The following is a 14,017-nucleotide window of genomic DNA, read 5'->3' as shown; positions in this document are numbered from 1 at the left end:
TGCTATGATGTGAAATGTCACATTGAACCCTTTACGGGCAAGACGCACTGTTTGCGCTCATTTTTTTTCTCCCTTAGTGTTTTTTGCTCAATAAAAGGGCTTTAAAAGGATTTTGGGATAAAATTATGCCTGTTTATGCCACGTCTGAGCTCTATGCTGTTACCGCAGGCCTCAGGTCTTTGCCCCTGCAGCTCCAGAGCGAAGCACAACAGGCTTTGCCGGCTCTGCCCTGAAGTCTTTGCAGGTTGTTGACGGTCCTGCCCACTAAGGCTCCTTTTAATTTAGAAATGCCCGGCAGACAGACGTAAGGCCCCATAGAATCTGGAATTTCACCTCCACTGTTTTGAGTCCCTCAGGCCCAGCCGGACGGGAAATTCAGTGCTGTATCGCTTTTGAGCAGGAGACCTTTAATGGGTACCGTGAATAAATTATCCGCAATGGCCATGGGTGTGGCCATGAGTCTTAGCGTAGCAGGTACTGCTGTCGCCGCCGGTGACACCGGTGTAAGCAATGCCGGCAACAAGGTGCTCAAGGTAGGCTGTGATGCTGCCTTTGCCCCTTTTACCTACACAGATGATAAGGGTAACCTTATCGGCTTTGACGTGGATCTTATTCATGCCATCGCAAAGGAAATGGGCTATACCGTAGACATGAAGGGTTATCCTTTTGACGGCATTATCCCTACCCTGATTACCAACAACATTGACCTCATCATCTCAGGCTTTACCATTTCCCCTGAGCGTGCCGAGCGCGTTGACTTCTCCGACCCATACTACCGCTGTGGTCTGACCTATCTGGTTATGAAGGATGATGCCTCCCGCTACAGCTCCTTTGAGTCGATCTCCAGCGCTGAAATCTGCACCCAGATTGGCACCACCGGTGCTCTGTACCTGCAGAAGACTCTCAAGAACCCTCAGCTCAAGCAGTTCAACTCCCCACCTGAGACCTATCTTGAGCTGCAGAACGGTGGATGTGACGTAGTAGTAAACGACCGTCCTGTTAACGACTTCTTCCTTGCCCAGAATCCAAAGAACCAGGAAATCGTAGTATCACGCGATATTACCTCCGCTCAGAACGAGTACTATGGCATTGCCGTACGCAAGGGCAACAAAGAACTGCTCAGCCTCATCAACGAAGGTCTGGACCGTATCATTGAAAATGGTGAGTTCGCAAAGATCTCCAACAAGTGGTTCGGCTACGACATCTCCGATGACCTCAAGGCTCACGCAGCTGAGGCCGCCTCCGCCGGCACCGCCAAATAACACAGTCTGACCATCCTGGCTCCGGCAGGAGACAGCAGTCAGGGGCAGCCGCCTGTACCAGGCTGCCCGAACAACAATCAGGGGACACAAGTGCCATACACTCTGTCCCCTGATGCTTTTTACAGTACCCTGATGTCAACATGTCACCATGTCAGGTTCTGCCCGGTCTGACAGTATTATCACTTCAAGGCATGTACGCAGCAGATACGCTCAAGGCAACGAGGTCATGACTGTCTTTCATGCGCGCCTGCATTACCGTTAAGTGCCATATCAGGTATTTCCACTTGCCTCCTGACCGCCTCAGCACCGCTGAGGGCGACATCCCCATGACCGCAATGCCTCCTGACTGAGCCCGCCACTCGCACAATCCCCATGCCCGCTGTTATCCTGACAGCTCCGTACCATGATCAAATTACAGATCCCATGTGCCGCCTGACAGCTCCGACTAAATGCAGAATTCCCTGCCCACATGCTTTCTGAGTGAGCCCGCCTCTTGCGACTTTTCAGTATTTAAGTTACTGAAAGGCACAGGGAGGCAGCCTGTCTCCTTCATACACTTCATCCATGTTCAAATACCATGTTCTGTACAGATACTTTCTAAAACAGAATATAGATAACAACATTGGACTGTGTATTACCCTGCAAACGCGCGCCAGTGTGGTCATGCTTCCCAGCGACGGGCTTGTGGTGCTCTATGCCCGCAGCCGTAATTACCGTATAGGAACGGTAAAGCTGATCTTTGACCTGTCATTCGTTCTCATCGCCGTAGTGGTATCGCTGTGGCAGTCAGACATGAGTGTGATTACGGGAGTACGTGAGGGCTCGATTACAGGATCAGTGATAACAGGACCGGTAGTCCAGCTGCTCATGCCCCACTTTGCCTTTCTTGATCGCTTCTTCAGTCCCGACCAGGACCATTGATATGGGCATTGCCCTGTAATTACATTTCCTTATGGCCTCCCGGAACCACAACCATGGCCACGGACGAGGCTCATTCCCTGACACTACACTTCCTGACCGCTTCTTTGAGACCCGACCAGATTCATGGCTGATGCCATGGCCATGGCATTACCCTGCCCTGACCGGCACTGTCACTCCTTTTAAGCAGGTGCTCAGGTATGACAGGACCAGACTGCCCGGGTCAGGGAATTTGGTGGGATGTACTACGCCTGAGGGCATTGCATCGAAAAGTAAGGGCATTGCATAGAAAAGCATTGTGCCCATTACTCAATGTGTCCATTATTTGTCTTGCAAACTCTTATGATTTCACCAGGGTGAGGTTACATCAGGGATCATGACAGAACCTGACTGAGGTCGTTTATGAGCATATTAAGGCCGTCTCTGTGATATGCCGAGGTCATGGCTATATGAGCCGGGGCATAGAGCAGCTCCTCACGCAGACAGGCATCACTGACTGCATCAGCTATGCTCAGCGTCATATGAGCTGAACTTTCACAAGGGCAACGATCATTGAGCTGACCCTTTAGCTGTACCTTGAGGTGTCCATTGATCTGCAGTAAAGCCAGGGCAGTACCGGTAATGAAAGGTTTGATCCTGCTGTCAGACACCACAGTTTCAAGTGCCCTCAGGTACTCATCATACAGATGCTCATTGCGGGAGAAGTACCAGTCAATACGCAGTGCACAGGCAATAAAGTCCTGCCTGCTCTCCCCGGCAACCATGCCGGTCTCACCAAGCACCTCAAGATAGCGGCGCAAAAGAGCGTCGATAAGGTACTGCCAGCTGTCAGATCCGCAAATTCCCGTCTTTACCAGCACGCTATAGCTGTTAAGCTCATCAAGAGACTCTCCAATATCACTTATGCATGAGGCCTCTGATATCAGTTGGGCTATACGGTCTTTATGACTCATGAAATGTTCAGTAAGCCCCATATTAAGTGAACTTATGAAAAGGGCGCACAGCTGTCTTATATCGTGAGTGTAATGCTCAAGCTGACCTGAGATCCTGGTAATACAGGCATGCTCCACACTGCTACCTGTATGACTGAGGCCAATCAGAGTACGTATGGCATCTTCATTAAAACTCCAGCTGACCTGCTCATATGAGGACACTGTTCCGGAGCGGCTGCGCATCTGAGGAAAATATGTCAGAAAAGACGGTGCTATAAAGCCACTGCGGGCAATAAACTGACTGAAGAGCAGCTGCTCGCGCCCGGCACAGATATCTATCTGGGCTGCATGCTCATGCTTGTCCTTAAGACTGATACCAAAGCACACAGCCTGCTGCATAAAGTCACGCCACAGGGCAGGTACCCTGATATCAGACGGTACTGATCCCATATGCAGTGCATTAAGAGCTGCCATGGTGTTTTTAACTACGGCGTTATCCTCAGTAAGCTCTTCCTTGATAAAGGTGGAGATCACGGCATCAATAAGGTCATATACCGAAGGCACAGTCAGCCCGCGCAAGGCTGCCAGGCCATGCATAATCTTTTCACACTCCAGCAAGGTAGCAACGCCCACTTCATCACCGCGCTCATCCCTGATTGCAGACATAAAGTGGAAGTTGACCGAGCGCACCGCGCGCTCTATTTCCCTGATATCAGCACGGTAATGCAGCCAGGCATCACGCTGCCTGGCAGATGGCTTAGTGTGATGAACACTTCTTTCGGCTGTACCTTCAGGTACGGCACATTCAGGTACAGCTCCTTCAGGCACGGCTCCTTCGCGCTCACCGCATACCTGAGCTGCAGTGCTGTCTGCAGCACCAGCCAGTGGCCGGGCCTGCACGACGGGTAAGAGTGACTGAGCAGCAGGAGCAGCAGGCGCCTCATGATTCACCGGAGCGGCCGGAGCAGCCGCAGCACAGCCTGTGGTGCTGGTGCAGGAGGATGTGCTGGCAAGGGCATCATGGCTTATGTGAGGGCGTGGATAAAAGGCTGTAGTGCTGGTTATGGCCTGATGAAGCCTGTGATAGTAATAAGGGAACTCTATGCCTGGGCCGCTTTGACCGCACTTATGAGCGTAATCAAAAGAATACGGAATAATACAGGCTTTTTTCCTGAAAGATGGAATGAAGACAGGTGCAGCTGCAGGCTTGTTAAAGTGCAGGCAGTCACAAAGAGAGATGGTATGAAAGCCTCCTGTCAGCACCATGATGCGTTTATGGGTTCGACGGGCGCGGGCGATGTGAGCGAGCATGTTGCGCTCACGCTGCTGAATAACAACAGAGCTGATCTCATCACGGGCAAAGCGGTACAGGCTGTACAGATTGATATAGAACTCATGCAGATACTGCATGCTGCTCATCCCAAGAGCATTGGCTTCAAAGCGCTTATTCCAGAACAGGCTGCGCTCATGTGATCCGTCAGCATTGAGCAGTACCCTGCTGAATTCAAGGCTGCTCACAGCATCAAAGACACTGCCGCCATGGGCTGCCATGGCGTCACAATCAATTGATCCGGCACCTCCATAACGCTCCTCAAGCCAGAGCATTTCATCAGCATCAAGATCGATAAGCTCAATATCAATATTGCGGCGACGGGCCTCAACCAGCATGGTGTACTCAGGCGAGCAGCTCAGCACCGGATAGGATCCTATAACTTTCATCTCAGACATCTCAGACATCTCAGATGATTTGTCATCACTACCAGTGACCGATGAATTACAGGAGCCGTGCTCTGTCAGCAGATCACGGCATCGAGCTGATGGGCTTTCTGATGAGCCTGGAGATGAGTTGTCTGATGCGCTTGAAGATGCCCCGTCTGATGAGCCTGAAGATGAGCCTGAAGCTCCCCCTGCAGACTCCGCCACTGGTGACAAATTCCTGTAGCATGCGGCTCCTACATCAGAGGACATCACAATGGCTACTGGTGGTTTGAGCTCAGGGTGGGTGAGATCTTTGAAGTGCTCTTTGAGAGCCGGGCCAAATTCCATGGCAACCAGATCAGGCCGGTAAGCTTCAATGATACGTGGCAGATGAAGAGAAACAGCCATGGAGCTGTGGCGCACAGGAACCAGAAGGACGTCGCTGTCAAAATCAAGAGCTTTTGCAGCATGCTCAGCCATGAACTCAGGAGACAGCCAGGCAGGAAGGCCGTTGCTCAGAGGAGTTTTCATGAGCTCACACCACTGCTGCTGGGTATGGGTATGGATGCTGTTTTCTTTGAGGGAGCAAAGCAGATTCAGGTCAGCATCACCATGTCCAAGCTGAGCAGCCTCAGGTCTGGTGATATCAGTGTCACTGCCACAGGAGCTGGCAGAGGAAATGTCAGTAAAGGGCTTATGTCTGAAGTGGCGGTCATGGTCAGCACTGCTGCTATGTCTGTCTTCAGGGCGTGCGCCGACCGCAGCAAATGAGCTGTGCTCAGCTGACTGCTCAAATAGACCATGACGCGAAGCCATTGTGCACTCCCATATCTGCGGTGTGTGTGATGTATGAAAACAAACTTAATCTGCTATCTGACGCCGTCCCGGACCATGACCAGGACTTGCTGACAGGCCCATGGTCATGAGCTTTTCTTACTGCCTGCTGTTCCAGCACCGGGCCTATACCATGGTCATGAGCTTTTCTTACTGCCTGCTGTCCCAGCACCGGTCCTTTACCATGCCCATGTATATGTTTCTGCCCCAGTATTATGAGCTGCTAAGGTTTTGAATCTGTAAGACTGTCCTCGCGCCTTGAGTCATTCGGTACGCCACTGTCGGAGGCGTGCGTGTCTGGTTCTGCTGACTTTTCCGTTACCAGATTCTTTACCGGACAGGAAACAGCCTGATGCGGTGACAGGGCGGGCGCTGCTGAAGAAACCGAGGCAAAGGCAGCCACAGCCGATAAATCAGAGGCTCCAAAGCCAGGATATTGATGCCCTTGCAGCTCATTAAAGGCACTGCCGCTTCTGATGTCGTCATAAACGGACATCACCAGATCAAGCATTGATCTGTCAGATGTAAGCTCCATTCTGTCCTTTGAGCTGTTAATGACCTCGCTTTCCATCATACGCAGCTTTACCTGTGTATCCCTGACCGGCTCTACTGTGTAAACATCAAACAAGGCCTGCAATGCCTGACCTGGGAAGGTTCCCGGATCAGCTGTGTTAGCTGTGGCAATAACAGCAAAGCCCCCTGATGCTCTCAGACACAGAGGCTGGGCAAATTCATGGATGGTGATATGGCGCCTGGAAAGTATGGACAGCAAGGTGTCCTGAACTTCCTGACAGGTGCGGGATATTTCCTCAAAGCGGGTAATAATGCCTTCCTGCATGCCACGGAACAAAGGAGCAGGAATAAGAGCGTCAGGCACATAACCGACTGCTGCTGTTACAGCGCAGTTCCAGGTGTAACGCAGTACTGAGGGCTTAAGGGCGGCTGTGCCCTGGATGATATTACGGCTGTTATTGCTCACGGCTGCGGCCAGCAGCTCTGAGAGCCATGACTTACCTGTACCAGGAAGTCCGGCAAGCAGGACATTACGTCCTGAGGCAAGGGTACTGATACAGTTGCTAACCAGCTCGTCATTGCCAAAGAACTTGGTGCTGACACTCACCCTTTTGCCCTGATAAACAAGAGGCTGCGCGCGTCCCAGAATGAAATCTCTGACAGCAGCAGGCGTAAGCATCCAGCCATCAGGTCTAACCCCCTGACAGCAGGCGCGCAAAGCATCCAGCTCTTCACTGTAGAGCTCTTCCACACAGGACTTGAGACACTCACCCATATGCTTACCCCAATATGTGTTTTTCGCAGACAACGTCCCTGCGTCTCCTGAGCACAGCATCCCTTACTGAAGAATAGATTTGCGAACATAACTGTTGCCCTGACGGCAAAATTTACAGCCAGAATTTGCCCTGGGACACAGTGTCTACTTTAAATGCTCACAAAAGAGAAAAAACTCTCCCTTTCCCACTTAGGCAAGGACTGAAAAAGAGAACAGGCACGCCTCTTTATGAGCCCCACATGCCGGGGAAGGTCTTCTTGCAGCTGTATATTCTGTTTCCTGTAACAGTCGTAATTGATGACAGGCTATAACATGCATGCACGATTGATGCCCATCAGGCCAGGACAAGTATGACTTGCTCCGCAATGCTAAAAACTCAGAAAGACGAATACGAAGATGGAAATGCAAATGTGCAGCCCTCTCCCGTAGCACTGCCTGACAGCAGGTAAAGCACACAAAGAGAGCATGCCACTCCTTACGAAATATGATTGAAGCAACCAGGACAAAGCCACGCAAAGCAAAGCAAATAAGCCCTGCCAGCCTGCTCAACCTGCTGCCACCCCTATGAATGATGATTGAAACAACCAGGACAAAGCAGCGCAAAGCAAATAAGCCCTGCCAGTCAGCTCAGCCTGCTGAACCTTATGAATGATGATTGAAACAGGTAAGTCAGAGTATCGATATAACCATACTGCAGGGAAGACAAAAAATTCTGTGTTTTCTGACTGTTTCTGATATCTAATATACCATATTTTATGTATCTAGAAAAAGCACGTTTTTGCACACTGCCATACAAGCACATGTCCCACAAATAAGCCTGCACACAGCAATTACAAACGGTTGTTATATAGCGGGAACCGCATAGATATCACTGACATAAAATATGCATCTACAGACTTAAATTAACGCAGAATGATTTACACAGAAAATAAACTCACTGAACAGCAAATGTGCCAATTTATCGGATCGGATTAAAAATCGTGGGTAAAGATGAAAATATGTGCCCCGATATTATTTGTATTGCGACCAGCACGAACAGCATTTCGCTGCAGAAAGCTGCTGGTAAGCGCAAGATACCTTACTGACAACTGTTCAGCAGGTCTGGAGTAGATGCAGGTTTCCGCAAAGGAATCCTGTATATAGTCATTTGTAAAGTATCTTGCCTGAGAATGAGAATAAGGAAATAAAATGGCAGTTTATGTAAATACAAACGTGTCATCGCTCAATGGCCGTAGATATCTTAATAATGTACAGAATCAGCTGACCACAACCTACCAGAGACTCAGTTCTGGTATGAGAATTAATTCTGCCAAGGATGACGCAGCCGGTTTACAGATCAGCTCACGTCTGACCACTCAGATTAATGGTCTTAACCAGGGTAACCGCAATACCTCTGACGGTATCGCTCTTGCCCAGACCATTGAAGGCGGCATGAACGAAATCACCGGCATGCTGCAGAAGATCCGCACTCTGGCTGTTCAGGCCAAGAACGGCACCAACACTGCTGAAGACCGCACCGCTCTGGAAAAAGAAGCTACTGCCCTGTCAGCTGAAATCAATCGTATTGCCCAGAAGACCACCTTTGGTGGCAAGACCGTTCTGGACGGCGGCGGTACCGCCAACGATATCTACAGCACTGGTGGTGGTGGCGCTAATAAGGTCGGCACCATGACTCTTCAGGTTGGCGCAAACAAAGGCGATAGCATTGATTTCAAAGTCAACGCTATGAAGATGTCTAATATCGCAGACTTAGGCGGCGTACAGGGCTTTGACCAGCTCTATAACAAGACTGACGGCCAGATCAAGCTTAGCGACGCAACCAAGATTGACAGCATTATTGACGCCATGGATAAGATGATTGGTGCTGTTGATGGTCAGCGTGCCGGTCTTGGCGCTTTACAAAACAGACTGGAGAGCTCCATTCGCAACCAGGCTAACGTCTCTGCCAATCAGGCTGATGCCCGCAGCAGAATTCGTGACGCTGACTTCGCCGAAGAGTCTGCCAACCTGAGCCAGCAGTCCATTATTCAGCAGGCTGCCACCTCTATGCTCATGCAGGCCAACACCCGTCCACAGCTTGGTCTTTCCCTGCTCGGCTAATTAATAACGCCATTTGCGCATGCAAGATTGCGCCACCAGACCTTACAGCATTGCCCTGTAACACTGTCTGGTACCTGCAAGGTACACTTCTGGAAACATATAAGTTCATTTAAAGAAAGTGCAGTTTTGCATGAATACTGCACAATTTACTTTATAAAGTACCTTGAGAGATATGAGAACTTAGGAGATAACAATGGCAGTTTATGTAAATACAAACGTGTCATCGCTCAATGGCCGCAGATATCTGAATAATGTTCAGAATCAGCTGACTACAACCTACCAGAGACTCAGTTCAGGTCTGAGAATTAATTCTGCCAAGGACGATGCTGCTGGTTTACAGATCAGCTCCCGTCTGACCACTCAGATTAATGGTCTTAACCAGGGTAACCGCAATGCCTCTGACGGTATTGCTCTTGCTCAGACCATTGAAGGCGGCATGAACGAAATCACCGGCATGCTGCAGAAGATCCGTACTCTGGCTGTTCAGTCCAAGAACGGTACCAACACCGCTGAAGACCGCACCGCTCTGGAGAAGGAAGCTACTGCACTGTCAGCTGAAATCAACCGTATTGCTTCACAGACCACTTTCGGTGGCAAAACTGTTCTGGACGGCGGCGGCACTGCCAACGACATCTACAGCAGCGCAAATCCTGGTGATAAGGGCAAAATGGTCCTTCAGGTAGGCGCCAACAAGGGCGATACTATTGAGTTTTCCGTTAACTCCATGAAGATGTCCAAGATCGCTGATTTAGGCGGTGTACAGGACTTTGGCAATATGTATGATAAGGGCACCGGCCAGATTAAGATTGCTACTCCAGATCAGATTGACAAGGTCATCGAGGCCATGGATAAGATGATCGCAGCTGTAGATGGTCAGCGCGCCGGACTAGGTGCAATGCAGAACAGATTATGTATACTGTTTTAATAATCACAAAGTTTACTGCAAAATCAATCTCAAATGCTTGATAATCGCATCTGAATCGCAGATTGCGATTTTTTTGTGCCTAAAATCTCTATACTTAATAATTGTAAGTCAAACAGTCCCTGCTGAACACTTTACGGTATTAGATATAAATAGATCAATATTAAAATAACAGGACAAAATTATGACAAATATGATAGGAAAGGGAAGTTTAGAAATATGACGAGCTAAGTCGGGAGCTCTGTACAAGCCTGACGGAGGGGGATAGGTAGGAAAGGGGGAAATTGGCAGGTTATAAAATTGAGAAGTTATGAATAGAGTATAGGGAAAGAATGCCTTATTTATCGTAATTATAGCGAAACACTAGAGTTGTTAAAACAGTATACATAATCTGTTTAATGTATAGCTATACATTAAACAGACTGGAGAGCTCCATTCGCAACCAGGCTAACGTTTCTGCCAACCAGGCTGATGCCCGCAGCAGAATTCGTGACGCAGACTTCGCCGAAGAGTCCGCCAACCTGAGCCAGCAGTCCATTATTCAGCAGGCTGCCACTTCAATGCTCATGCAGGCCAACACCCGTCCTCAGCTTGGTCTTTCCCTGCTCGGTTAATTAATAACGCCATTAGCGCATGCAAGATTGCGCCACCAGACCTTACAGCATTTGCATGCAAAACAGTCTGGTAACACCAGGGTACACTTCTGGAAACATATAAGTTCATTTAAAGAAAGTGCAGTTTTGTATGAACGCTGCACAATTTTCTTTATAAAGTACCTTGAGAGATATGAGAACTTAGGAGATAACAATGGCAGTTTATGTAAATACCAACGTGTCATCGCTCAATGGCCGTAGATATCTGAATAATGTTCAGAATCAGCTGACCACAACCTACCAGAGACTCAGTTCAGGTCTGAGAATTAATTCTGCTAAGGACGACGCTGCCGGTTTACAGATCAGCTCCCGTCTGACCACTCAGATTAATGGTCTCAACCAGGGTAACCGCAATGCCTCTGATGGTATTGCTCTTGCCCAGACCATTGAAGGCGGCATGAACGAAATCACCGGTATGCTGCAGAAGATCCGTACTCTGGCTGTTCAGGCCAAGAACGGTACCAACACTGCTGAAGACCGTACCGCTCTGGAAAAGGAAGCTACTGCCCTGTCAGCTGAAATCAACCGTATTGCCCAGAAGACCACCTTTGGTGGCAAGACCGTTCTGGACGGCGGCGGTACCGCTAACGACATCTACAGCACTGGTGGTGCCGGTGCTAAGAACGTAGGCACCATGACTCTTCAGGTTGGTGCTAACAAGGGCGATACCATTGAGTTCAAAGTTAACTCAATGAAGATGTCAGAGATCGCAACACTTGGTAATGTTGCTGACTTTGGCAATATGTATGATAAGGCAACAGGCCAGATTAAGCTGGCAACTGTAGACCAGATTGACAATATCATTGTTGCAATGGACAAGATGATTGGTGCAGTAGACGGTCAGCGCGCTGGACTAGGTGCAATCCAGAACAGATTGGAAAGTTCCATCCGCAACCAGGCTAACGTCTCTGCCAACCAGGCTGATGCCCGCAGCAGAATTCGTGACGCAGACTTCGCCGAAGAGTCCGCCAACCTGAGCCAGCAATCCATTATTCAGCAGGCTGCCACTTCTATGCTCATGCAGGCCAACACCCGTCCACAGCTTGGTCTGTCTCTGCTCGGCTAATACATCTGGTCATACGCGCATTTATTAATGTGCCTGCGACCAGTGTTAGCTGAAAAAGGCCCATCCCTTTAAAGGATGGGCCTTTTTTCACGCCTGCAGCCTCACTTCCAGTGAAAAACATACTGGCCCTCTCACCTGGAAAATTATTTATATAAAATATTTTATAAATACAAAGCTAAAAGATAACAAGTATCAGTACCAGTTACAGTTACAGTTACAGTTACAGTTTACTGCTGGTGAGCCTGCCATGATGTTGCGGTCTGTCATATGTCTTCATGGAATATAGTTTATAAAATACTTTGTGAAATATATCAGCAGGTTACTGAGTTTTGTGTCACCTTGTTACCTGCATCAGTATTCTTTCGGGGGAGTCATTGCCGTGTAAGTATGATGGTTCAGGAACAACAAAGCCCGCCGGGCATGGGGCCGGGCGGGCTCTGGTGGTGGCCACCGCTTTGGCTGGGTGGCTCTGTGTATGGCTGCAGCCATGGCAACAGCATCAGCTGTTGCCATGGGGGCAGCCTGGCGGTATTAGTACTTGAAGGATGAGGTCAGGTGCTTTAACTCATTGGACTGCTCGATGAGCTTGTTGGAAAGCTCGGCAATCTGCTGAGAGGCCTCATTGCCGCTGTCAGCCATATTGCTGATGCGCTCAAAGGCTGAGCTTACCTTTACCAGAATGCTGTTCTGATCGCTGGCAGCCTGAGCAATCTGAGTGCTCATATCCTGAATCTCGTTAACACCGGCATTAATGGAGTTGAGAGATACACCAGCTTTTTGTGCCTGCTCTACTACGCTGTTAGCCTGCTCATTGGACTTCTCCATGGCGGTGGCGGCGTGCTGAGTCTGATCCTGATTGGTCTTAATCAGATCGATAATGCCGTTGGTGGACTCCTTGGTGCGACCAGCAAGAGCACGTACTTCATCAGCTACCACGGCAAAGCCACGGCCATGCTCTCCGGCACGGGCTGCCTCAATGGCAGCGTTAAGAGCCAGCAGGTTGGTCTGCTCAGCAATCTCAGCAATGATCTGAACAACCTTGCCAATTTCCTGAGAGTTGTTGTTGAGCTGATTCATAATGCCCACAACCTCTTCCACCTGATGGGCCAGACCGCTGATACTGGAAATGGTCAGCTGAACTTCCTCATCGCCACTGCGGGTTTCTACAGTAGCATTCTTGGCAGTGCTCACACCACTGTTAGCAAGGTGGGCCACATTGTTAACGCCGGCAATGAGGTCATCAATATAGGTGTTACCGTTCTGGGTCTCCTCACGCTGCTGCACAGTAAAGGTAGCATTCTTGTTAGCAATGTTGGAGAAGGACTGAGCTGAATCGTTGAGGTGATCAGTAAGAGTGGAAATCTTGCCAATAGTATTGGACAGCTGCTCGGCCATGCGGTTGAGATAACCGGCAATGGACTCAGGGTACTGAGTCTTGTTACGAACAGTAAGGTCACCATGAGCAAAGAGCTTGATGAGCTCCACAGCCTCTTCAGGATTACCACCTACAATGCGCTTGATGCTGCCTACAGAGGTAAAGGCAATGAAAATGCTCAGGGCAATGGAAATGGTGGCACCAAAGATAATGAAATAGAAAAGATTGCTTGAGGCGGAACGTACTGAAACCACTTCGCTTTGAGAGGTAGCCTCAATCTTGTTGATAAAGGCATTAATCACTACCAGCCACTCGGTGTAGATAGGACCTACCTCGCTGATGAGCATTTTCTGTGCATCATCAACGCGATCATTGCGCACCATGTCCAGAAGGGCACTGGTCTTAGGAAGCTGGTTGGCAACATTCTTAATGTCTCTGTAAAGAGCCATCTGCTGCTCATCGCCACCGGCTGAATAAATCTTCTCCAGTGCGGAGCTGGCACGTGCATAGTCGCTGAGCAGCGCATTGATGGTTGTCAGGTGCTTCTGCTGCTCGGACTTGGTTGGAGCCAGTACGGCATCACGAATTGCAATGGCACTGTCATGAACTGCACCACGCATATCGATAGCGTGACGCTGCTTTACTGCAAGATCGTCATTAACATCACTTAAGGTGTTGTCAACGAAGGTTACCAGGATACCTGCCACCAGACCCAGCAGGATCATAAGGCCACAGATAAAGCCAAAGCCCATGTACAGGCGTTTGATAATGCCGAAACTTCTCATACCGGACGTCCAAAATTACACTAAATTGTCCTAAACACACCCTGATGATGCATTGACAGAAGCCCTGTCATTCAGGGTAATTCCTTTTCAGTTGTACTGTGAAGCTCCATTCCCTGACGGGAGAGCTGTGCTGAATGTTCTCTCTCAAACAGCATGTGATTCAAGTCAGCAAAAAACGCAGACA

General features: G+C 49.3%; 8 protein-coding genes and 1 pseudogene. 6 read left to right on the top strand and 3 right to left on the bottom strand.

Annotated features, from left to right (window positions below):
* The first annotated feature begins 410 nt into the window (after nucleotides 1-410).
* Both MXE41_RS00180 and MXE41_RS00175 read left to right on the top strand, forming a co-directional pair.
* Nucleotides 411-1,262, top strand: coding sequence for a basic amino acid ABC transporter substrate-binding protein (locus MXE41_RS00180; RefSeq protein WP_246978286.1), 852 nt, complete (start codon nucleotides 411-413; stop codon nucleotides 1,260-1,262).
* A 564-nt stretch (nucleotides 1,263-1,826) separates the two neighbouring features.
* Nucleotides 1,827-2,183 (top strand): hypothetical protein, encoded by a 357-nt coding sequence (locus tag MXE41_RS00175; protein WP_247098937.1) that lies wholly within the window; start codon nucleotides 1,827-1,829, stop codon nucleotides 2,181-2,183.
* Between the two features lie 371 nt (nucleotides 2,184-2,554).
* On the opposite strand, the gene MXE41_RS00170 is transcribed toward MXE41_RS00175, so the two are convergent.
* Together MXE41_RS00170 and MXE41_RS00165 are read right to left on the bottom strand one after the other, a co-directional pair.
* Nucleotides 2,555-5,626, bottom strand: a complete 3,072-nt coding sequence (locus MXE41_RS00170) for a DUF5682 family protein (RefSeq protein ID WP_247098936.1) — start codon at nucleotides 5,624-5,626, stop codon at nucleotides 2,555-2,557.
* 241 nt (nucleotides 5,627-5,867) lie between these two features.
* Nucleotides 5,868-6,932: an AAA family ATPase gene (locus tag MXE41_RS00165; RefSeq protein ID WP_247098935.1), complete on the bottom strand. Its 1,065-nt coding sequence runs from the start codon at nucleotides 6,930-6,932 to the stop codon at nucleotides 5,868-5,870.
* Nucleotides 6,933-8,120: 1,188 nt separating this feature from the next.
* On the opposite strand from MXE41_RS00165, the gene MXE41_RS00160 reads away from it, so the two are divergent.
* From MXE41_RS00160 to MXE41_RS00145, 4 genes and pseudogenes are all read left to right on the top strand, one after another.
* Nucleotides 8,121-9,032: a flagellin gene (locus tag MXE41_RS00160; RefSeq protein WP_246978282.1), complete on the top strand. Its 912-nt coding sequence runs from the start codon at nucleotides 8,121-8,123 to the stop codon at nucleotides 9,030-9,032.
* A gap of 193 nt (nucleotides 9,033-9,225) precedes the next feature.
* The gene (locus MXE41_RS00155) at nucleotides 9,226-9,957 is read left to right on the top strand and encodes a flagellin (RefSeq protein WP_247098934.1); all 732 of its coding nucleotides are present in this window, start codon (nucleotides 9,226-9,228) and stop codon (nucleotides 9,955-9,957) included.
* A 413-nt stretch (nucleotides 9,958-10,370) separates the two neighbouring features.
* Nucleotides 10,371-10,568, top strand: a pseudogene (locus tag MXE41_RS00150) (flagellin); the annotation flags it as partial.
* A gap of 193 nt (nucleotides 10,569-10,761) precedes the next feature.
* Nucleotides 10,762-11,673 (top strand): flagellin, encoded by a 912-nt coding sequence (locus MXE41_RS00145; RefSeq protein WP_247098933.1) that lies wholly within the window; start codon nucleotides 10,762-10,764, stop codon nucleotides 11,671-11,673.
* 531 nt (nucleotides 11,674-12,204) lie between these two features.
* Here the strand turns inward: MXE41_RS00145 and MXE41_RS00140 are convergent.
* Nucleotides 12,205-13,833 (bottom strand): methyl-accepting chemotaxis protein, encoded by a 1,629-nt coding sequence (locus tag MXE41_RS00140; RefSeq protein WP_247098932.1) that lies wholly within the window; start codon nucleotides 13,831-13,833, stop codon nucleotides 12,205-12,207.
* Nucleotides 13,834-14,017: the final 184 nt, after the last annotated feature.

This window comes from Anaerobiospirillum sp. NML120449, assembly GCF_023051105.1.
Classification (GTDB): Bacteria; Pseudomonadota; Gammaproteobacteria; order Enterobacterales; family Succinivibrionaceae; genus Anaerobiospirillum.
Note: the sequence above shows the minus strand (reverse complement) of the source record. Positions and strands in the feature narration are given on the sequence as shown.

Excerpts from the sequence above, each read along its gene's own strand:
- MXE41_RS00160 (WP_246978282.1), top strand. The coding sequence starts at position 8,121 with ATGGCAGTTTATGTAAATACAAACGTGTCATCGCTCAATGGCCGTAGA.
- MXE41_RS00175 (WP_247098937.1), top strand. The coding sequence starts at position 1,827 with ATGTTCAAATACCATGTTCTGTACAGATACTTTCTAAAACAGAATATA.
- MXE41_RS00155 (WP_247098934.1), top strand. The coding sequence starts at position 9,226 with ATGGCAGTTTATGTAAATACAAACGTGTCATCGCTCAATGGCCGCAGA.
- MXE41_RS00170 (WP_247098936.1), bottom strand. The coding sequence starts at position 5,626 with ATGGCTTCGCGTCATGGTCTATTTGAGCAGTCAGCTGAGCACAGCTCA.
- MXE41_RS00140 (WP_247098932.1), bottom strand. The coding sequence starts at position 13,833 with ATGAGAAGTTTCGGCATTATCAAACGCCTGTACATGGGCTTTGGCTTT.
- MXE41_RS00145 (WP_247098933.1), top strand. The coding sequence starts at position 10,762 with ATGGCAGTTTATGTAAATACCAACGTGTCATCGCTCAATGGCCGTAGA.
- MXE41_RS00165 (WP_247098935.1), bottom strand. The coding sequence starts at position 6,932 with ATGGGTGAGTGTCTCAAGTCCTGTGTGGAAGAGCTCTACAGTGAAGAG.
- MXE41_RS00180 (WP_246978286.1), top strand. The coding sequence starts at position 411 with ATGGGTACCGTGAATAAATTATCCGCAATGGCCATGGGTGTGGCCATG.